The sequence below is a fragment of the Mycobacterium sp. 1245111.1 genome (genome assembly GCF_001673405.1).
Taxonomy (GTDB): domain Bacteria; phylum Actinomycetota; class Actinomycetes; order Mycobacteriales; family Mycobacteriaceae; genus Mycobacterium.
Genome location: NZ_LZLV01000140.1, coordinates 1 through 18,064, shown reverse-complemented (window position 1 = coordinate 18,064; position 18,064 = coordinate 1). Strand labels below are relative to the sequence as shown.

Annotated in this window: 23 protein-coding genes; 3 read left to right on the top strand and 20 right to left on the bottom strand. The window is 65.7% G+C overall.

The window, feature by feature from the left end; translation table 11 throughout:
• Positions 1-104 precede the first annotated feature (104 nt).
• Entirely contained in the window at positions 105-1,022 is a 918-nt protein-coding gene (locus A5658_RS22460; RefSeq protein WP_067340324.1) for a DUF4436 domain-containing protein, read from the bottom strand.
• 338 nt (positions 1,023-1,360) lie between these two features.
• On the opposite strand from A5658_RS22460, the gene pstS reads away from it, so the two are divergent.
• Positions 1,361-2,458 carry a phosphate ABC transporter substrate-binding protein PstS gene (gene pstS, locus A5658_RS22455; protein ID WP_067340322.1) on the top strand — a complete coding sequence of 366 codons (1,098 nt, stop codon included), beginning with the start codon at positions 1,361-1,363 and terminating at the stop codon, positions 2,456-2,458.
• Here pstS and A5658_RS22450 read toward each other — a convergent pair.
• The 5 genes from A5658_RS22450 to A5658_RS22430 form a co-directional block, all read right to left on the bottom strand.
• Positions 2,451-3,329 carry a formylglycine-generating enzyme family protein gene (locus A5658_RS22450; RefSeq protein ID WP_067340329.1) on the bottom strand — a complete coding sequence of 293 codons (879 nt, stop codon included), beginning with the start codon at positions 3,327-3,329 and terminating at the stop codon, positions 2,451-2,453. The two genes, pstS and A5658_RS22450, sit on opposite strands and share 8 nt — an antisense overlap.
• A gap of 4 nt (positions 3,330-3,333) precedes the next feature.
• Positions 3,334-4,020: a hypothetical protein gene (locus A5658_RS28985; protein WP_231997414.1), complete on the bottom strand. Its 687-nt coding sequence runs from the start codon at positions 4,018-4,020 to the stop codon at positions 3,334-3,336.
• The gene (locus A5658_RS22440) at positions 4,013-6,364 is read right to left on the bottom strand and encodes an arylsulfatase (RefSeq protein ID WP_067340320.1); all 2,352 of its coding nucleotides are present in this window, start codon (positions 6,362-6,364) and stop codon (positions 4,013-4,015) included. The genes A5658_RS28985 and A5658_RS22440 overlap by 8 nt, the downstream gene beginning before the upstream one ends.
• Before the next feature lie 97 nt (positions 6,365-6,461).
• Positions 6,462-8,015, bottom strand: coding sequence for a PPE family protein (locus tag A5658_RS22435; protein ID WP_067340317.1), 1,554 nt, complete (start codon positions 8,013-8,015; stop codon positions 6,462-6,464).
• Positions 8,016-8,019: 4 nt separating this feature from the next.
• Entirely contained in the window at positions 8,020-8,328 is a 309-nt protein-coding gene (locus tag A5658_RS22430; RefSeq protein ID WP_067340315.1) for a PE family protein, read from the bottom strand.
• 381 nt (positions 8,329-8,709) lie between these two features.
• Here A5658_RS22430 and A5658_RS22425 point away from each other — a divergent pair, with 381 nt between their 5' ends.
• Positions 8,710-9,600, top strand: coding sequence for a bile acid:sodium symporter family protein (locus A5658_RS22425; protein ID WP_067340313.1), 891 nt, complete (start codon positions 8,710-8,712; stop codon positions 9,598-9,600).
• On the opposite strand, the gene rpsQ is transcribed toward A5658_RS22425, so the two are convergent.
• From rpsQ to A5658_RS22365, 12 genes are all read right to left on the bottom strand, one after another.
• A complete protein-coding gene (gene rpsQ / locus A5658_RS22420; protein WP_067340311.1) occupies positions 9,593-9,964 on the bottom strand; it encodes a 30S ribosomal protein S17 in 372 nt (123 codons plus the stop codon). The two genes, A5658_RS22425 and rpsQ, sit on opposite strands and share 8 nt — an antisense overlap.
• On the bottom strand, positions 9,964-10,206 hold the full coding sequence (rpmC, locus tag A5658_RS22415; protein ID WP_067340309.1) for a 50S ribosomal protein L29: 243 nt from the start codon (positions 10,204-10,206) through the stop codon (positions 9,964-9,966). The genes rpsQ and rpmC overlap by 1 nt, the downstream gene beginning before the upstream one ends.
• A complete protein-coding gene (gene rplP, locus A5658_RS22410) occupies positions 10,206-10,622 on the bottom strand; it encodes a 50S ribosomal protein L16 (RefSeq protein ID WP_067340307.1) in 417 nt (138 codons plus the stop codon). Before rplP ends, rpmC begins: the two co-directional genes overlap by 1 nt.
• Positions 10,623-10,625: 3 nt before the next feature.
• On the bottom strand, positions 10,626-11,465 hold the full coding sequence (gene rpsC, locus A5658_RS22405) for a 30S ribosomal protein S3 (protein WP_067340304.1): 840 nt from the start codon (positions 11,463-11,465) through the stop codon (positions 10,626-10,628).
• Complete coding sequence (gene rplV, locus A5658_RS22400) at positions 11,465-12,079, bottom strand: 50S ribosomal protein L22 (RefSeq protein ID WP_067340302.1); 615 nt, start codon at positions 12,077-12,079, stop codon at positions 11,465-11,467. The genes rpsC and rplV overlap by 1 nt, the downstream gene beginning before the upstream one ends.
• The gene (gene rpsS, locus A5658_RS22395) at positions 12,076-12,357 is read right to left on the bottom strand and encodes a 30S ribosomal protein S19 (protein ID WP_067340300.1); all 282 of its coding nucleotides are present in this window, start codon (positions 12,355-12,357) and stop codon (positions 12,076-12,078) included. The genes rplV and rpsS overlap by 4 nt, the downstream gene beginning before the upstream one ends.
• Before the next feature lie 21 nt (positions 12,358-12,378).
• On the bottom strand, positions 12,379-13,218 hold the full coding sequence (rplB, locus tag A5658_RS22390) for a 50S ribosomal protein L2 (RefSeq protein ID WP_067340298.1): 840 nt from the start codon (positions 13,216-13,218) through the stop codon (positions 12,379-12,381).
• 26 nt (positions 13,219-13,244) lie between these two features.
• A complete protein-coding gene (gene rplW, locus A5658_RS22385) occupies positions 13,245-13,547 on the bottom strand; it encodes a 50S ribosomal protein L23 (protein ID WP_067340295.1) in 303 nt (100 codons plus the stop codon).
• Positions 13,547-14,203, bottom strand: a complete 657-nt coding sequence (rplD, locus tag A5658_RS22380) for a 50S ribosomal protein L4 (RefSeq protein WP_067340293.1) — start codon at positions 14,201-14,203, stop codon at positions 13,547-13,549. Before rplD ends, rplW begins: the two co-directional genes overlap by 1 nt.
• A complete protein-coding gene (rplC, locus tag A5658_RS22375; RefSeq protein WP_067340291.1) occupies positions 14,203-14,856 on the bottom strand; it encodes a 50S ribosomal protein L3 in 654 nt (217 codons plus the stop codon). The genes rplD and rplC overlap by 1 nt, the downstream gene beginning before the upstream one ends.
• Positions 14,857-14,870: 14 nt before the next feature.
• Positions 14,871-15,176, bottom strand: coding sequence for a 30S ribosomal protein S10 (gene rpsJ / locus A5658_RS22370; RefSeq protein WP_003873519.1), 306 nt, complete (start codon positions 15,174-15,176; stop codon positions 14,871-14,873).
• Positions 15,177-15,530: 354 nt separating this feature from the next.
• The gene (locus A5658_RS22365; RefSeq protein WP_067340289.1) at positions 15,531-15,917 is read right to left on the bottom strand and encodes a nuclear transport factor 2 family protein; all 387 of its coding nucleotides are present in this window, start codon (positions 15,915-15,917) and stop codon (positions 15,531-15,533) included.
• 55 nt (positions 15,918-15,972) lie between these two features.
• Between A5658_RS22365 and A5658_RS22360 the strand changes: the two genes are divergently transcribed.
• Positions 15,973-16,449, top strand: coding sequence for a hotdog fold domain-containing protein (locus A5658_RS22360; RefSeq protein WP_067340286.1), 477 nt, complete (start codon positions 15,973-15,975; stop codon positions 16,447-16,449).
• Here A5658_RS22360 and A5658_RS22355 read toward each other — a convergent pair.
• Positions 16,446-16,658, bottom strand: coding sequence for a hypothetical protein (locus A5658_RS22355; RefSeq protein ID WP_067340283.1), 213 nt, complete (start codon positions 16,656-16,658; stop codon positions 16,446-16,448). The genes A5658_RS22360 and A5658_RS22355 overlap by 4 nt on opposite strands.
• Before the next feature lie 46 nt (positions 16,659-16,704).
• On the bottom strand, positions 16,705-18,030 hold the full coding sequence (locus tag A5658_RS22350) for a carboxylesterase/lipase family protein (RefSeq protein WP_082993364.1): 1,326 nt from the start codon (positions 18,028-18,030) through the stop codon (positions 16,705-16,707).
• Between the last annotated feature and the right edge of the window lie 34 nt (positions 18,031-18,064).

Sequence of the window (18,064 nt, the reverse complement as noted above, 5' to 3'; positions counted from 1 at the left end):
CCGCAGCCCGATTCTCCGCGCGCGCCGCCTCACGCAACTCCCGCATCACCGAATCGAACATACATTCGACTATGCCAGAGGGCTCCGACAAACCTCGCGACTCGTCAGTCCCCTTGGCGGATGTAGGAGTAGATGTACAACGCCATGGCCGTCGCCAGCGCGAGCAACACCCACTGCACCAGCGCCTGGTCGATCATCGAGCCCGGCGGCGGCGCGCCGGGGAGAATATTTCGCAGCGGAACGATTGCGAACAGGTTGGCCGCATACCAAGTGGCGAACGGCGGCACGAACTTTCGCCTGCCCATCGCCATCGGAATGGCCACGACCAGCGCCAAGGTCGGCAGGCTGACCAAGACCAGGATGATGCCGAGATCGAAGATCAGCGGCCCCTTGGCCCGCTGCAGCGTGACGACCACATTGCTGCTGTTGTGGCTTCCGGTTTCGCTGGTGTCGCTGTTGCGCTGAGTACTCGCGTCCCAGCCGTCCATCGCTCCGGTGACCTGAACGCGGGCCGGGAGTCGCTTGCGATCGGCGCCGTTGCCGACGAACACATCCGCCGAGATCGCCTCGGTGCGATAGGAATCGAACGGCCAGTTGCCGGGATCGCCATTCGCCTGGATCGTGGTGCTCACCTGTGCCGGCGCCTTGCCGGCTGGGTATTTCAGGTCACCAAGATCGTTCGGCGGGTACAACCGCACGGCGATGTCGGTGTTCAACTCGTCAAAGCGCTTGTCCTCCAACGACTCACCTGGGTAGATGAGCACATTCACCGTGAGGCGGTTGGTGGTGGGCTTCAGTTCTTCCAGCCGGATCTGCACCACCGTCTCGTCGGGCCCGGCCTGGCTCAAGTCGAGCGGCGGCAGTGGGCCTTCGGACTTCTGCAGCAGGTGAACGCCGAACAGCGAAAGGCCATAGGCGCCGACCACCACCATCATGATGGCCACACCGATGATGATGCGCGGACGATGCCGGTCCTTCTCGGGTGGTGGCGAGGAAACGGCCGACGGCGTCTGAACGGTCATTGCTCGCGGCCGTCCCCGAGGTGCTCGACCGCTTGCCTGAAGCGGACGGGCACGGAGCGGTGAACGTCAGCCTGTGGGGGCAACACGCGCGTCACGTTAGCGAAATCGGATGCCGATCGCGCGGCGAACGAACGATGCTCGGCAGCGCGCCCGAATCTGGTCACCCGCCGGTCACCCGGCGGTAACGCCCAGTTCAGGAACACTAATGGTAATTATGAATTCGCCCATGGGGCGGGACAGTTCGGTCCTCGACCCGTTAATCTAGCGACGGTTCGCGCGCTCGATTCGCGAGCCGCAAATCTCAACATGGTGTCGACGTCTGGGGTGAGGCAATCAACATGAAGCACAGCCGACTGGCCGCTGCCGTGAGTTTGCTGGCCGCGGGAGCCACAGTGCTGTCGGGATGCGAGGTCCCGCATACGAGCATGGCGTACGCGAGCGAGGTCGTCAGCTGTGGCGGCAAGGCGGCGATTTCCGCCAGCGGCTCCACCGCGCAGGCCAACGCGATGAAGGGATTCGTCAGCGCCTACAGCAATTCCTGCCCCGGCCACAGCCTGAACTACACGGCCAACGGATCGGGCACCGGTATCACCGACTTCCTCTCCGGCAAAAGCGATTTCGCCGGTTCTGACACTCCCCTGAGCGACGACCAGTACGCCGCCGCCAAGCAACGCTGCGGCGGGGCCGAGGCGTGGAACCTGCCGGTGGTCTTCGGTCCACTGGCCATCACCTACAACCTCCCGAACGACTTCCTGGTCCTCGACGCGCAGACCATTGCCGGCATCTTCAACGGCAGCATCACCCGCTGGGACGACCCGCAGATCGCGGCGCTGAATGCCTCGATGCCGTCGGAAGACATCCATGTCGTCTACCGCAGCGACAAATCCGGCAGCACCGCCAACTTCCAGGACTACCTGAAGGCCGCCGCCCCCGGCGTGTGGAAACAGGGCACCGGCAAGGAGTTCAAGGGCGGCGTCGGCACGGGTGCCAAGGGCAACGACGGCACCTCGTCGATGGTGAAGAACACCGAGGGTTCGATCACCTACAACGAGCTGTCGTTCGCCATGGACCAAGGCCTGTTCGCCGCGGAGATCAAAACTCCGGCCAGCCGCAAGACCAGGCGGCCGGTGCGGATCGGCACCGACTCGGTGGGTAAGACCATCGCCGGCGCCAAGATCGTCGGGAAGGGCAACGACCTGGTCCTCGACCTGTCGTCGTTCTACAACCCGAGCCAGGACGACGTCTACCCGATCGTGATGGCGACGTACGAAATCGTCTGCTCGAAGTACCCCGACCCGCAGACCGGTTTGGCGGTCAAGGCCGCCCTGCAGGCCACGCTCGGACCCGGCCAGATCGACCTGGACAAGCACGGCTACATCCCGCTGCCGCCGGACTTCCAGTCGAAGGTGATGGCGGCGGCTACCGCCATCAGCTGACCCGGTCGCACACGCACCGGAACCCGATGTGCGTGGTCGCGGTGTCCTGCGACTGCGGCGAGCGGGCCGCCGGCCGGTATCGGTGGCAGTACTCCGGGGCACACAGGTGTGAGCCGCCTTTCAGCGTCTGCATGATCGACGGATCGGCGGGTCCCGTTGGCGCACAACAATTCTTGACCTGCTGATCGAGTCGGTGATGGGTGGAGAATTCGGTGGTCGTCCATTCCCAGACATTGCCAATCATGTCGAAGAGGCCGAATCCGTTCGGCGGGAAGGTGCCCACCGGGGACGTGCCCAACCAGCCGTCGTTGCGGTAGGGAAATCGGCCCTGCCAGGTGTTGGCCATCGGTGTGCCGTCGGGCATCTCCTCGTCGCCCCATGCGTAGGTAGTGGCGGCGCCGCCGCGCGCGGCGTATTCCCATTCGGCCTCGGTCGGCAGTCGCCGACCCACCCAACGCGCGTACGCCGCCGCGTCGGGATAAGCCACTTGAACCACCGGGTGATCGGTGCGGTCGGCGATGTCGCTGCCCGGCCCGAACGGGTGCCGCCAACTGGCACCGGGAACCCACTCCCACCACTGTCGCCAGTCCCGTAGGTCGACCGGACCCGCGGTGGGCCGGAATACCATTGCGCCAGAGGCGAGTTCGCCAACGTCGGCACCCGGGTAGAGAGCCGGGTCGATCGGCTGCTCGGCAACCGTGACATAGCTTGTCGCGGCGACGAATTCGGCGAATTGAGCATTGGTGACGGGGTGGCGCTCAATGGCGAAGGCGTTGACGTTCACCGTGTGTATCGGTGCTTCCTCGGGGTAGAAGCTGGTCGAGCCCATCCGGAATGATCCCGGTGGCAGGTCGACAAGCTCGCTAGGCATCACTTCAGGGTATGACGACCGCGAAATCCTGCATCAGCGCGGCTTTCGCCGGGACAAACTCCGAAGAGTCCTCGGGTCCCTCCATATGGATGGCGACGAGGTAATTCTTGGTGTTGGTCCAGATGTGGGTGATGCGGTCGGCGAACGCGACCGGACCCGCCGGCCCGGTGAACGTCCCGGTCAACTTCTGACTGCTGTAGCCGCAGAACGCGGCGCCGACGGTCTCGACGTACAGATCGTTTTTGGTGCGGCCGAGCGTGTCGGCGTACTCAGAGAAGGCCGCGGCGGGCTCGAGGTTCGTCGCGGCGATGGTCACCGTGCCGGTCATCGAGTCGGGACCGCTGAGTGACAGCGCCAGGTCCTCATGACCCGGCTCGCTGGTCCACCCGTCGGGGAGCGTGAACGTGATCCTCGGCGCGGCCGCGGCGACGACCTGAGCGACCGTGCCGATGCCGCCGGTGGCTGGCCCGGGGAAGCAGAGGAATGCATTGGGCGGGATGTGGTCGGGCACGGTGGTTTCGATCCCGGGGACCGGTGCGCCGTGGCTCATCCCGGGCCGACGCGCTTGCTCGGGCGACCCGCCGGTCCACGCGGCCACCCCATCGATGTTCCGGACGCATCCCGGCGCAGCGATCACCACCACGGCTGCCATCAGCGCGGCGCAGCGCACTCTGGACGGCAGCTCAGTCACGCGAAAAGGCTAGCGCCAATTCCTTTTCCACGTCTTCATACGGCCGGCCGGAAAGGTCGACGGTGACCTGCGCGATGGTCCCCCCGGTGAACACGAACGGCGCCTTGTAGCGGCTAGACACCGCCGAACCCGCATTGCGGCCGATTGCGATTCCGGCGCTGGCCAATCCGAAGGTCCCCGGATGTGCCTGAACACCGGCGAGCGTGCCGACCGTCGAATCGTCGATGAACAGCGTGACGTCGCCGAGCGGCGTGTGGCTGTTTTCCACCGTGCCGGTGCGGGCATAGCGAACGCCGAACAGATGCCGGCCCAGCGGTACCGCGTCCGTCGAAGCGACTTCCTGCTGACGCTCGCCGAGGAAGTTATACACGTAGTGCAGCCGACCGTCTTGGATGAACAACACGTGGCCGCCGTGGCCGCCGCCCTGCTTGAACAGCACGCCCTCGGCGCCGGTGCTGTCAACGGTGACGTCGGCGAGCACCGCGAAAGAGCGCCCGCGCAGTTCAGCACCGGCGCCGCTCCCGACGTCGGAGCAGTCGGGATAGTAGGTGTAGCTGCTGCGGTCACCGCTCAACATGGGCCGCGAACGCATGATTGTCTCCAGGACGTTGAGGTCCGACAACGGCAGGCCGTTGTACTTGCCGGCCTCCGAAAACCACAGCGCCTTAAGCTCTTCCAGCTTCTCGGGGTGCTCGCCGGCCAGGTCGCGGCATTGGCTGCGGTCCGCTTCGATGTGGAAGAGCTCCCAGCGGTCGGCGTCGAAATGACCCCATCCCGAGGGCGTGGCGGCGTGCACGGTGTTGGCGAACCAGCCGCTGTGCCAGATCCCCCGAGTGCCGAGCATCGTGTAGAACTGGGTCCGCTTGCCGGTATCGGCGGACGGATCGGCAAGCGCGGCTTTGAAACTCACACCGTCCAGCGGTTTCTGCGGAACGCCCTTGACGGTCTCCGGCGGCTGAATGTTCAGAAGGTCGTACACGGTCGGGGTGACGTCGCACACGCTGACGTAGTTGTCCCGCACCTCGCCGTGCGCCGCAATTCCTTTGGGCCACGACACAATTGCGGTGTCGGCAATGCCGCCTTCATGCGAGGCGTACCGCTTGTAGAGCTTGTAGGGCGTGTTGAAGGCCATCGCCCAGCCGATCGGGTAATGGTTGTAGGTCTGCGGGCCACCGAGATGGTCGAAGAGCTTCATGCTCTCTTCAACGGTGTCGATGTAGCCGTTGAAGAACTTGCCTTCGTTGACCGAGCCGTTGGGCCCGCCCTCGCCGCTGGCGCCGTTGTCGGAGATCACCACGATCAGCGTGTTGTCCAGCTGACCCGATTCCTCGAGATAGTCCAGGATCCGACCGATTTGGGCGTCGGTGTAGCTCAGGAATCCGGCGAAGACCTCCGCCATGCGGCTGAACAACTTCTTCTCATCGTCGTCGAGCGAGTCCCACGGCCGCACGGTGTCCTGCAGCGGCCACGGCTCGCCATTCGGCCCCTTGACGTCGAGGTAGGGGTTGACCGGCGACAGCTCGGTGTCCTGCGGGACGATGCCCATCGCCTTCTGCCGCTCGAGCACGATCTCGCGGTAGCGCTCATAGCCCATGTCGAACTTGCCGGCGTAGCGGTCGGCCCAGTCCCGGAAGACGTGGTGCGGCGCGTGGCCGGCGCCGGGACACACGTAGCTGAACCACGGCTTGTCCGGCGCGATCACTTTAGAGTCGCGGATGAACTCAATTGTCTTGTCCGCGATGTCTTTCGACAGGTGGTATCCGTCCTCCGGGGTACCCGGCGGGTTCACCGGGTGGTTGTCGTACACCAGGTCGGGATACCACTGATCGGTCTCGCCACCCATGAATCCGTAGAACCGTTCGAACCCACGCGAGGTCGGCCAGTGCCGGCGGGTCGCCGCCACGTTCGACTCTTCGAGCGGGGTCAGATGCCACTTGCCGACGCAGTAGGTGTTGTAACCCTGCTCGGCCAACACCTCGGACAGCAGGGCGGTTTCGAACGGGATGCGGCCGTTCGAGTTGGGGAAACCTTCGGTGAATTCCTCGATCATGGCCATGCCCACGGTGGTGGCGTTGCGTCCGGTCAGCAGCGACGCCCGGGTCGGCGAGCACAACGCGGTCGTGTGAAACTGCGACAATCGCACGCCGTGCTCGGCGATGCGCGACATCGCGGGCATCTCGACGAGGCCACCGAAACAGTCCCAGGTCGCGATGCCGGTGTCGTCCCACACCAGATACAGGACGTTGGGCGCACCCTCCGGCGCGGTCGGAGCGGCGTACGGACCCCAATCCGGTTCCGAATCACGGATATCCAGTTCGATCTTGCCGTTGAATTCGGTCGCCATCCTGGCCTCACTCTCGTAGTGGCCTTCCGGGATTCCGGGATTCCGGATGCAGAGTACACCGCCGCGCCGAGCTCCCGGCCAACATCGCGGAGGGCGATTAGGGCCTGCCCTGACCCTCGTCGGAGGTCCAGGTGTGTGGCAGCATCGGGACGCTCGGTCCCCCACCGAATGCGTCGCCGCCGAGCGTGGCCAAACCCGTCGCGTGGTCGCCAACTTTCGTTACCGTGCCTGCGAAGCCGAGCGGTCCCGCGCCGGAGTCGGACGCAGTCGTCGACGCCGGAGGCGCGGCCCGACCCGGATCGACGTCGTAATCCATTGTGGCGTCTGCATAGTCGTATTGCTGCGCCTGTTGTCGGCGCCGCTTGCGCGCACGCCGCCGGGCAGCTTCTGCCGCGACAACAGCCGCCGACTCGGCCGGGGCTTTGAGCCGCGCGCTGGAACTGGCGCTGGCCCTGGCACCCGAATCGAACCCGACCGGCGGCCCGCCGCCGCTGAACACCGCGTAGGGCAACGCGAGGCCGTGCACGCTCGCCGGGGGTGGGCCCGGCGGTGCGGGCGCCGTCCCCGTAGCGGCGCTTGCCGCGGGTGCGGCCGGCGCCGACGGGGCGGGCGCCGCGGGTGCGACCGTCGCGGCGCCCAGCGTGGTTGACGCGACCACGGGCACGATCGGTAACGCGGTGATCGGCGGCAACGCCGGGACGAACGGCTGGAACAGCGACGGATCGATCAACCCCACCACAGCGGCGACCGACGCCACCGCGGCCGCTGCGGCGGCAGGCAGAACGGTGGTGGTCGAACTCGCCGCGATCGCGGCGGCAACCACCGGATGCGCGACGAAGAACGCGACGATGTTGGCCGGCGTGAGGCTCGCCAGGGCCGCCTCCGGGTTCGTGGCCAGCAATTGGGCGAAGTTCTCGAGGTCTTGAACGAGCGTGACGGTGTTCTTGACCCAATAGAGCGTGGTGAGCGGATTCGTATACGACGAGTACGGCAGGCCGTTGATGGTGCCGGCGGTGGGATCCCACGTGATGCCGCGGGCCTGGAGAAACTGCACGATGAGTTGGTCCAGGGGTGTTTCGCTTGCGCTGGCGGCCGGTGACGTTCGACTGTCCGCCTTGAGGATTGGCGGCGCCGGATCGGTCACCGGGGTCGCGGCGACGACCGAACCGGCAACGGCTTGATAGGTCCCCATGGTCGTGGCGGCCTGGATCCACATCCGGGCATAGTCCGCTTCGTTGAGCGCGATCGGGACAGTGTTGATGCCGAAGAAGTTGGTCGCCACCAACGCGCCGTGTACCACGTGATTGGTGGCCAATTCCGGCAGAGTCGGCATAGCGGCCAGGGCCGCGGTATGAACCGCCGCCAACGTTTCGTGTTGGGCGGCTGCCGTTGCGCTGTTGGCGCTGGCTTGATTCAGCCAGGCCAGGAAAGGGGCGTTCGCGGCGACAAAAGACTCGGCGCTCGGCCCTTGCCACGCGCCGGTTTGCACCTGAGCTAGCAGATCGCTGAGTTCGTCTGCGACAGCGGTGAATTCGGTGCTCAGCGAGTTCCACGCACCGGCCGACTCCAGCAGCGGTCCCGGTCCGGGCCCGCTGCTCAGCAAGGTCGAATGCACCTCCGGCGGTGCGGCGATCCAAATCGGCGCGGTCATATCGTCAGCCGGTCGTCGAGAAGTACAGCGAGGCCCCTGCCGCGTCGCTGCTGGCATAGCCGGCCCCCGCCGCGCCGACGCCGAACCCGGCGCGGCCGAGCTCGTCAGCGCCTCGGGCCGTTACCGCGGCGTGTAGGCCACCCCGAACACTGAGCTCCGCGGCGCTTTGTAGCGATACCGGATCCGCGGCCGGCGGCACCACTGTCGTAATCAGCGGTGCCGCAACGGCGTGCGCGGCCACCAGTCGCGCCGCCAACGCCTCGACGCCCGCACACGCGGCGGACAAGCCTTCGGGAACGACACGCAAAGTCATGACTGCCACTCCTTCGATGGTCTGGTCGCGATACGCGGAGAACGGCTGAATGGCAAGGTATTCCAGACGGCTCGACTTTTCGCGCGGCGGCGCCTGTGCCGGGCCAGTTCATGTCTCCCAGCACATTCGGCAGCCAGGCCGGAGCGGCGCCGAAAAGCGTTGCTTTTCAGTAGCTTTCGATTGTGCCGCCGCTTGTATCCGCAGGGTGTCTACACCGCTTCGAATCACGATGGTTTTGATCCCCGTGCAACAGCGGGACCTGGGCGTATGCCCTGTGCGGATCGGGCGCGCCGGGCGCCCGTCGCCGCATACCGATAGTCTGGCTATCTACCGCATTGCCGCGCCGTGGTCTTAACGTGCGCGTACACAGCTGGGAGAGCAATGAACAACCAGTTCCTGCCGTTGGTCGTCGGCGCGGTCATGCTCGCTCTCGGGCTCACGCTGACGGTGGACGACTTCCGCCGGGCCGCCGCCGTGCGGCGCCCCCTGCTGGTTGCCCTGATCTGTCAGTCGCTGGTGTTGCCGGCGCTCTGCCTGCTCATCGCCGAGGCACTGCATCTGACGCCCAACCTGGCGGTCGGGCTGATGCTGATGGCGGCGACGCCGGGCGGGATGCTGGCGAACGTCGTCAGCCATCTCGCCGACGGCGACCTGGCGCTCAATCTCACGCTGACCGCGATCAACGCCGTGCTGTCGATCTTCGCGATACCCGCGATCCTGGCCTTCTCACTGACCTGGTTCCTTGGCGAAGGCCGTTTCATCCCACTGCAATTCGACAAATTCTTCGGCGTCATCGCGATGGTGTTGATACCCGTCGCGATCGGCATCGCGATCCGAAACCGCTTCCCCGACTTCGCGCGCAGACTGCACAAGTTGGTGCGAGTGGCCGCCGCGGTGTTGCTCGTGCTGGCCGTCGTCGGAGGAATCGTCAGCGGTCAGACCACGTTGTGGAAAGACTTCGGCGTGCTGAGCGCGGCCGTCGCGCTGTTCTGCGCGGTCAGCCTGACCGTCGGTTATCTGGTCTCGCGCGGAATGCGGTTGGGCCCGCGACAGGCGATCGCGGTCAGCCTGGAGATCGGCTTGCACAATGCCGTGGTGGCCATCGGTATCGCGCTGAGCCCACAACTGCTGAACAACGCCGACATGGCGCTGCCCGCAGCCGTTTACGGAGTTATCGGGCCGCTGATCGCACTGACATTCGTCCTCGCGGTGCGCCGCCTCGACCCCGGATACCGTGCGGCGTCAACCGCACGCCAGGTCGAGGTTACTTAGCCTTCTCCAGGATCTCGACGAGCCGCCAGCGCTTGGTGGCCGACGTCGGCCGGGTCTCCATCAGCGAGACGCGGTCGCCGATGCCGGCGTCGCCGTGCTCGTCGTGCGCCTTGACCTTCTTGGTGGTCCGGATGATCTTGCCGTACAGCGGGTGGCGCATACGGTCTTCCAGCTCGACCACGATGGTCTTCTGCATCTTGTCGCTCACTACGTAGCCGATGCGGGTCTTGCGACGACCGCGCGGCTTCGGGGTGGCCGGAGTGTGCTTGGGCCCCTTGGCACTAGCGTCGTTGGTGGTCGCCTTCGGTGCGGCCTTCGCGGCCGTTGCCTTCTTCGCGGGGGCCGCCTTCTTCGCCTCAGCCATTACGACTCCTCACTTCCAGAACCATCAGGACCCGCGGCAAGTCCGAGTTCGCGTTCACGTAGCACGGTGTAGATCCGTGCGATTTCCTGACGGACCGTGCGGAGCCGACGGTTGTTGGCGAGCTGACCGGTCGCCATCTGGAAGCGCAAGTTGAACAGCTCTTCCTTGAATTCGCGCAACTTCTCGATCAGCTCTTCGTCGTTGAGCTCGCGCAGTTCGCCAGGCGAAGTTCCCACTGCCATCAGAACTGATCCTCTCGGGTAACGATGCGTGCCTTGATCGGCAGCTTGTGGATCGCCCGGGTCAGTGCTTCCCGGGCGGTCTGCTCGTTGGGGTAGCTGAGCTCGAAGAGCACACGACCCGGCTTGACGTTGGCGATCCACCATTCCGGCGAACCCTTACCCGAACCCATTCGGGTTTCGGCGGGCTTCTTGGTCAGCGGGCGGTCCGGGAAGATGTTGATCCACACCTTGCCGCCACGCTTGATGTGGCGGTTGATGGCGATACGAGCGGACTCGATCTGCCGGTTGGTGACGTAGGCGTGCTCCAGTGCCTGGATGCCGTAGTCGCCGAAGCTGACCGTCGTGCCACCGCTGGCAATCCCGCGCTGGCGCGGGTGGTGCTGCTTGCGGTGCTTGACTCTGCGAGGAATCAACATGATTTAGCTCTCCGTACTCTGCGCCTCGACGGCAGCGGCCTCAGCCGGCGCCGCCGCAGTGGCGGCGTCCTCGGCGGCACCCAGCGCGCTTCGGCCGGCCTCGGTACTGGTTGCCGTCGTACCCGCGGATCCGCTACGACGCGGGCGGGTGCCCGACGGACGTTCGCGGCGCGGACGCTCGGCTCCAGCCGACGGCGCAACCAGCTCGCGCTTGCCACCGACGATGTCGCCCTTGTAAATCCAGACCTTCACGCCGATGCGGCCGAAGGTGGTCTTGGCCTCGTAGAGGCCGTAGTCGATGTCGGCGCGCAGCGTGTGCAGCGGCACCCGACCTTCACGGTAGAACTCCGAACGGCTCATCTCAGCGCCACCGAGACGTCCGGAGCACTGCACGCGGATGCCCTTGACGTTGGGCTGCCGCATCGCCGACTGAATGGCCTTGCGCATCGCACGGCGGAATGCCACGCGGTTGCTCAGCTGCTCGGCCACGCCCTGCGCGACCAACTGTGCCGTCGACTCGGGGTTTTTCACCTCGAGGATGTTGAGCTGAACCTGCTTGCCGGTCAACTTCTCCAGGTCGGCGCGGATGCGGTCGGCCTCGGTGCCACGGCGACCGATGACGATGCCCGGTCGGGCGGTGTGGATGTCCACCCGAACCCGGTCGCGGGTGCGCTCGATCTCGACGTCGGCGATGCCGGCGCGCTCCAAGCCGGTCGACAGTAGCTTGCGGATCGCTACGTCTTCCTTGATGTAGTCGGCGTACTGCTTGTCGGCGTACCACCGGGACTTCCACTCGGTGGTGATGCCGAGCCGGAATCCATGCGGATTGATCTTCTGGCCCACTACTCCGAGCCCTCCTTCGCTTCCGAAGTCGCTTTAGTCCCAGCGGACTTCGCGGCGGATGCCTTTTTTGCGGCGGCCTTTTTGGCCGGCGCTTTGTCAGCGGATGCCTTCTTGGCGGGTGCCTTGTCGGCCGCCGCCTTCTTGGCCGGGGCCTTCGTGGCCGGAGCCTTCTTGGCCGGTGCCGTGCTTGCCGCCTTGCTGGCCTGCGCGCGACGGGCACGGGTGGCGCTCGCGGACTGCGAGCCACGCCCGTCCTTGTTCGGACGGCTCTCCACAATCACGGTGATGTGGCTGGTGCGCTTGCGGATCCGGAACGCGCGACCCTGGGCGCGCGGGCGAATCCGCTTCGCGGTGGGTCCGCCGTCGGCGTAGACCGTCGCGACCACCAGAGTGGCGGGATCGAGTCCATTGTTGTTCTGCGCGTTGGCCGCAGCGCTCGCGATGACCTTGGCCACCGGCTCGCTCGCCGCCTGCGGCGCCCAGCGCAAGATGTCGAGTGCGTCAGCAACCGACTTACCGCGCACCAGGTCGATGACCCGGCGCGCCTTGGTCGGCGACACCCGCACGAATCGTGCGACGGCGGTCGCCGACGGGAATTCAGTAGCCGTGCTCATCGCCGCTTGGCCTTCCGGTCGTCTTTGATGTGTCCCTTGAAGGTGCGCGTCGGTGCGAACTCACCCAGTTTGTGGCCGACCATCGACTCGGTGACGAACACCGGCACGTGCTTGCGACCGTCGTGGACGGCGAACGTGTGACCGATGAAGTCAGGAATGATCGTCGAACGGCGCGACCAGGTCTTGATGACCTGCTTGGTGTTCTTCTCGTTCTGCGTGTCGACCTTCTTGAGCAGATGGTCGTCGACGAACGGACCCTTTTTGAGGCTGCGTGGCATATCTGTTACTCCTGGCTGCCGCTAGCGCGATTTCTTGCCGGTGCGCCGGCGTCGGACGATGAGCTTGTCGCTGGGCTTGTTGCCCTTACGGGTACGCCCTTCCGGCTTACCCCACGGGCTGACCGGGTGACGACCACCGGAGGTCTTACCTTCACCACCACCGTGCGGGTGGTCGACCGGGTTCATCACCACACCACGGACGGTCGGGCGCTTGCCCTTCCAGCGCATCCGGCCGGCTTTACCCCAGTTGATGTTGGCCTGCTCGGCATTGCCCACCTCGCCGACGGTGGCGCGGCAGCGCACGTCGACGCGGCGGATCTCACCGCTGGGCATACGCAGCGAGGCGTACGCGCCTTCCTTACCCAGCAACTGGATGCTCGACCCGGCCGAGCGAGCCAGCTTGGCCCCGCCGCCCGGTCGCAGCTCCACCGCGTGCACCAACGTACCGGCCGGGATGTTGCGCAACGGGAGGTTGTTGCCCGGCTTGATGTCGGCGTTGGCGCCGGACTCCACCACGTCGCCCTGAGAAAGTCCCTGCGGCGCAATGATGTAGCGCTTCTCGCCGTCCAAGAAGTGCAGCAGCGCGATGTTCGCCGTGCGGTTCGGGTCGTATTCGATGTGCGCGACTTTCGCGTTCACGCCGTCCTTGTCGTTGCGACGGAAGTCGATCACTCGGTAGGCCCGCTTGTGGCCGCCACCCTTGTGGCGGGTGGTGATTCGACCGTGCGCGTTACGCCCACCCTTGCCGTGCAACGGCTTGATGAGCGACTTCTCCGGAGTCGAGCGAGTGATCTCGGCGAAATCGGAGACGCTGGCACCGCGACGACCCGGAGTCGTCGGCTTGTACTTGCGAATTCCCATGTCTGTTAAGTCTCTCTATCTCTCGGCTACGCAGTTGCGCCGAACAATTCGATCGGCTTGCTGCCGGGCGCCAGCGTTACGATGGCGCGCTTGGTGCTCTTCCTTACGCCGTATCCGGCCCGGGTGCGCTTGCGCTTGCCCTGGCGGTTCGCGGTGTTCACCGCGGCCACCTTGACCGAGAAGATCTTCTCGATCGCGATCTTGATCTGCGTCTTGTTCGAGTCGGGGTGCACCAGGAACGTGTAGACGTTGTCATCGATCAGGCCGTAGGACTTCTCCGAGATGACCGGGGCCAAGATGATGTCGCGGGGGTCAGTGACGGTCGCCATCAGGCCGAAACCTCCTCAGCGGTATGGGTGTTCGCGGCGATGTAGGCGTTGAGCGCCTCCACCGAGAACACCACGTCGTCGGCGTGCAGCACGTCGTAGGTGTTGAGCTGGTCTGGCGAGAGGATGTGCACACCGGGAAGGTTGCGCACGCTCTTGGCGCCGGCCTCGTCGCTACGCCCGATGACCACCAGCACCTGCGGCCGGTCGGTCAGCGTGGCAAGGAAACCCTTGGCGCTCTTGGTCGACGGAGTCTGTCCCGACACCAATTCGGTGACCGCGTGGATGCGGCCGTTGCGCGCCCGGTCCGACAACGCGCCGCGCAGCGCGGCGGCGATCATCTTCTTCGGGGTGCGCTGGCTGTAGTCACGAGGCTGCGGACCGTGCACGACACCACCGCCGGTGAACTGCGGCGCGCGCGTCGAACCCTGACGCGCGCGGCCAGTGCCCTTCTGCCGGTACGGCTTACGACCACCACCGCGAACCTCGCCGCGGGTCTTGGTCGCGTGCGTGCCCTGGCGTGCCGCGGCCAGCTGAGCCGTGACGACCTGGTGCATCAGTGCGATGTTGGTGGGTGCGTCGAACAACTCGGCCGGCAACTCAACGGAGCCTTCGGTTTTACCGGCGGGAGTCTTGACGTCGATCTTCTGGGCAGCCATTACTTCTCACCTCGTTTGATCGCGCTGCGAACCACGACGAGTCCGCCCGTGCGTCCGGGCACTGCGCCCTTGATCAGCAGCACGCCGTTTTCGGCATCGACCAAGTGCACCAACAGGTTCTGGGTGGTCACCCGGTCGTTACCCATCCGACCGGCCATCCGGGTGCCCTTGAACACGCGCGCCGGAGTGGCACAACCACCGATGGAACCTGGACGACGGTGAACCGCCTGCGCGCCGTGGCTGGCGCCCTGACCGCGGAACCCGTGACGCTTCATGGTTCCCGCGAAGCCCTTGCCCTTCGACGTACCGGTCACGTCGACATAGGTTCCGGCAGCGAAGATTTCGGCCGTCAGCTCTTGGCCGACCTGATAGTCGGCCGCGGCGGCCTCGTCGTCGAGACGCAACTCGGCCAGGTGCCGACGGGGGTTGACCCCGGCGGCGGCGTACTGACCCGTCAGCGGCTTGTTGATCTTGCGGGGACTGATCTCGCCGTAGGCCAGCTGCACCGCGCTGTACCCGTCAACCTCCGGAGTACGGATGCGGGTCACCACGTTCGGCCCGGCCTTGACCACCGTCACGGGGACAACGCGGTTGTTCTCGTCGAACACCTGCGTCATGCCCAGCTTGGTGCCCAGAATGCCCTTTCTCGCCATTGCTCGCAGCTCTCCTACTGGATGTTGACGTCGACGCTGGCAGGCAGATCGATGCGCATCAGCGCGTCAACGGTTTTCGGGGTCGGGTCAAGGATGTCGATCAGGCGCTTGTGGGTGCGCATCTCGAAGTGCTCACGCGAGTCTTTGTACTTGTGCGGTGAGCGAATAACGCAGTACACATTCTTCTCAGTCGGCAGCGGCACTGGGCCAACCACGCTGGCGCCCGTACGGACAACCGTCTCGACGATCTTGCGCGCCGAGGCGTCAATGGCCTCGTGGTCGTAGGCCTTGAGCCTGATGCGGATCTTCTGTCCCGCCACGCTTCCTCACTCTCCAGGTCGAGACCCGGTTTCCTGCCGGGCACTGGCCTCATCGGCCCGCGCGCCCGGTTGTTGCGCCGCTGTTTACCTGTCTTGGTCCACCGGCCCCCGCGGTCGGGTGTGTCGCCCTCACGCAGCCCGGGCCGCGACCGAAATTGGTCACGCTCCAGATTGGGACCGGACGCGCCCGCTTGGGCGCTGGTCGTATGCCCAGCCAGGCGCGAACCCGGCTCAAGGCAACCCGAACAGTATGCCCTAGATCGCGGTATCGGCCAAATCCTCCCGACCACCTGAAAACAACGTCGTGGAGTACGAGGCTTTCACGGCTATGACCAGCGCGTATGCGCCTTGAGGCTACCCAAGCGCGGCGGTGAGCGCCTTGGCGTCCGGAAGGATCGTCTCCTCGACGACCTTTCCCCAGGCGATGCGACCGAAGTTGACGCCCCGATACACCACGGTGCCGTCCCGAACGGCGGCGTAGCGCGTGGCGACGCGGGTCGACCACGGACCCCCTTCGATCACCATGTCCTCCACCTCGAATCGCAAACCTGGGAGACGCCGGAAGAACCCGCGCAACCATTCGCGTTCCGCATCCGCGCCGACGAGGTCAACCGCTAGCTCGTGGTCTCCCAAATAGACGAAGTGAACGTCATTGGCGAGCGGAATCTCGTCGATGCGTTGGTCAGACAGCTTCGCCCAGAGAGCGATTGCCTGTTTGCGCACAAGCCACCGATAGAGCATTTTCCGACGGTACGGCTTGGAAACCTCCGATGTGGTGAGGTCCTACGATTCGGGCATGACGAGCATGACGCCGACATACCGACTCTGGAAGACGCTTGCGACCACCCCGGGTGGCAGCCGGCTGTTTTCGATCGGGGCGATGGCGCGCGTGCCCTACTTCGCGTCGGTGCTGCCGCATGTGGTCCGGATGGAGCCGGGCCTGGCCGAGGTGCGGGTGCCGAAGTGGTTCTTCGTCTACAACCACCTCCACACCGTGCACGCGATCGCGTCCTGCAACGCAGCCGAGGTGGCGATGGGGATGCTGATGGAGGCGACGGTCCCGCGCAGTCATCGGTGGATCCCGAAGGCGATGAATGTTCAGTACCTCGGGAAGGCCACCACGTCGTTGCTTGCCCGGGCCGAATTGGACCCGCCGGACTTCACCCAGATCGGCGATGGCCTCGATGTCGTGGTGCCGGTCAGCGTCACCGATCGCGGCGGCAACGAAGTCGTGCATGCCGACATCACCACATGGGTGACGCCGGCCGATTAACGGTGTCCCAGGTACGTTCCGTGGCCGCGACGGACCACCGCGCCGTCGAATTCGGGTACCTCGCACACCAAGCCGCCCTTCTGATTGCGGTAGTTGATGACGAGGGTTGACACACCGCGGTACACACCGACGATGTCGAAGTGCGAGTCGGGCACGGCTTCCAGTGCGGCGCACCAGTATTGCCGCAGTGCGGCTTTACCGTGCACCACTCCGGCCGAGCCGGTGACTATGCGAACTCGTCCGGGGCGGGAGTGCTCACGATTCGCCCTTCATCGTCGCCCAGAACGCGCATTGATGTTCGGTCTCGAAGTCGGTACTGACCTGACTTCCGCCGGGCCGCAACGACATCCAGAAGTTGTGCTCGGGGTCGCCGTCCTGGACCGGCCAGTCGGGCAGACCGGCGGCCTTCGGTGAGCCGTTAATGACGAAGTGGCTCCAGTAGCTCATCATCTGATCGGACAGGACTTGCTGCGCGTGATTCAGCGGCGGGGCGCCTCCCATGCTGAACAGGTATCTCAGCTCCAGCGAGTGGCTGGCGCCGACCGGGAACGGCGCGCGGCGCAGGAAATCGGGCTCGGGTGCGTGCCGATCGTCGAACTGGTAGGCGTAAACCGGCGCGTTGCGACTCAGCGACTCGGCGAATCTGTCTGCGGTACAAGCGAACACACCGTCGGTGACCGCGGCCGAGTACGCGAGCGAAACGTCCCCCCCATAGCGATCCGGTGAATAGTGCTCCAGCACCGAGGCACTGTCGTCGCCGAAAATGTCGGCCAGCACGTGCGGATACTCCCCGGGGCTGACGCCGCGATGCAGCTTGGCCGCCCGCAGCGCGGCGAACAGCGTGAACTCGTCGTGGTTGACGCCGATCAGCACCGGGACACGCGCGGCCTTTTCGGCGGCCGACGCCGCCATCGGATTGTCCGGCAGCGTCGGCGTTCCCGTCACCGGGCCCGAGAGCGCATCGGAATCGCCGAGGAAGTAGTACCAGGGTGGGCGCTCCAGCTTGGTCGCCGGCAAGGCCCGCAGACACCGCGCGGTGGTGGCGGGATTGCGGCAGCCGGCCGCGATCGCGTAATCGGTGCTCTGTCGTTCGCCGAATGCCACCTCGGCCTGCGCCTGACACGGCGCGCTCTGGATGATCGCCGCCCGGAACAGTCCCGCCGAGCCGGGCGCGATCAGGTGGTCGCACACCGACATACCGCCCGCGGATTCGCCCGCGATGGTGACCTTCTTCGGATCGCCGCCGAACGCGGCGATGTTGTCGCGAATCCAACGCAGCGCGGCCTGCTGGTCGGCCAGGCCGTAGTTGCCGACCGTGCCGGGCGGTCCGAGCGACGGATGAGCCAGGAAGCCCAGCGCACCGAGTCGGTAGTTGATCGTGACGACGATGATGTGCCCTTTGGCCGCCAGCCAGCGCGAGTGGTAGATGTCGCCGCTGCCTTGGACGAACCCTCCCCCGTGGATCCAGACCATGACCGGGCGCTTCTCGCCGTGTTGGGCGCGCGGCGGCGTCCAGACGTTGAGCGTCAGGCAATTCTCGCTGGTCGGGCATGTTGGACGCCACCAAAGCCGGCCCGCAATGCATGCAGGACACCGGGTTGAAACCCGGCGTGGG

Excerpts from the sequence above, each read along its gene's own strand:
- A5658_RS22460 (WP_067340324.1), bottom strand. The coding sequence starts at position 1,022 with ATGACCGTTCAGACGCCGTCGGCCGTTTCCTCGCCACCACCCGAGAAG.
- pstS (WP_067340322.1), top strand. The coding sequence starts at position 1,361 with ATGAAGCACAGCCGACTGGCCGCTGCCGTGAGTTTGCTGGCCGCGGGA.
- A5658_RS22450 (WP_067340329.1), bottom strand. The coding sequence starts at position 3,329 with ATGCCTAGCGAGCTTGTCGACCTGCCACCGGGATCATTCCGGATGGGC.
- A5658_RS22440 (WP_067340320.1), bottom strand. The coding sequence starts at position 6,364 with ATGGCGACCGAATTCAACGGCAAGATCGAACTGGATATCCGTGATTCG.
- A5658_RS22435 (WP_067340317.1), bottom strand. The coding sequence starts at position 8,015 with ATGACCGCGCCGATTTGGATCGCCGCACCGCCGGAGGTGCATTCGACC.
- A5658_RS22430 (WP_067340315.1), bottom strand. The coding sequence starts at position 8,328 with ATGACTTTGCGTGTCGTTCCCGAAGGCTTGTCCGCCGCGTGTGCGGGC.
- A5658_RS22425 (WP_067340313.1), top strand. The coding sequence starts at position 8,710 with ATGAACAACCAGTTCCTGCCGTTGGTCGTCGGCGCGGTCATGCTCGCT.
- rpsQ (WP_067340311.1), bottom strand. The coding sequence starts at position 9,964 with ATGGCTGAGGCGAAGAAGGCGGCCCCCGCGAAGAAGGCAACGGCCGCG.
- rpmC (WP_067340309.1), bottom strand. The coding sequence starts at position 10,206 with ATGGCAGTGGGAACTTCGCCTGGCGAACTGCGCGAGCTCAACGACGAA.
- rplP (WP_067340307.1), bottom strand. The coding sequence starts at position 10,622 with ATGTTGATTCCTCGCAGAGTCAAGCACCGCAAGCAGCACCACCCGCGC.
- rplV (WP_067340302.1), bottom strand. The coding sequence starts at position 12,079 with ATGAGCACGGCTACTGAATTCCCGTCGGCGACCGCCGTCGCACGATTC.
- rpsS (WP_067340300.1), bottom strand. The coding sequence starts at position 12,357 with ATGCCACGCAGCCTCAAAAAGGGTCCGTTCGTCGACGACCATCTGCTC.
- rplB (WP_067340298.1), bottom strand. The coding sequence starts at position 13,218 with ATGGGAATTCGCAAGTACAAGCCGACGACTCCGGGTCGTCGCGGTGCC.
- rplW (WP_067340295.1), bottom strand. The coding sequence starts at position 13,547 with ATGGCGACCGTCACTGACCCCCGCGACATCATCTTGGCCCCGGTCATC.
- rplD (WP_067340293.1), bottom strand. The coding sequence starts at position 14,203 with ATGGCTGCCCAGAAGATCGACGTCAAGACTCCCGCCGGTAAAACCGAA.
- rplC (WP_067340291.1), bottom strand. The coding sequence starts at position 14,856 with ATGGCGAGAAAGGGCATTCTGGGCACCAAGCTGGGCATGACGCAGGTG.
- A5658_RS22365 (WP_067340289.1), bottom strand. The coding sequence starts at position 15,917 with ATGCTCTATCGGTGGCTTGTGCGCAAACAGGCAATCGCTCTCTGGGCG.
- A5658_RS22360 (WP_067340286.1), top strand. The coding sequence starts at position 15,973 with ATGACGAGCATGACGCCGACATACCGACTCTGGAAGACGCTTGCGACC.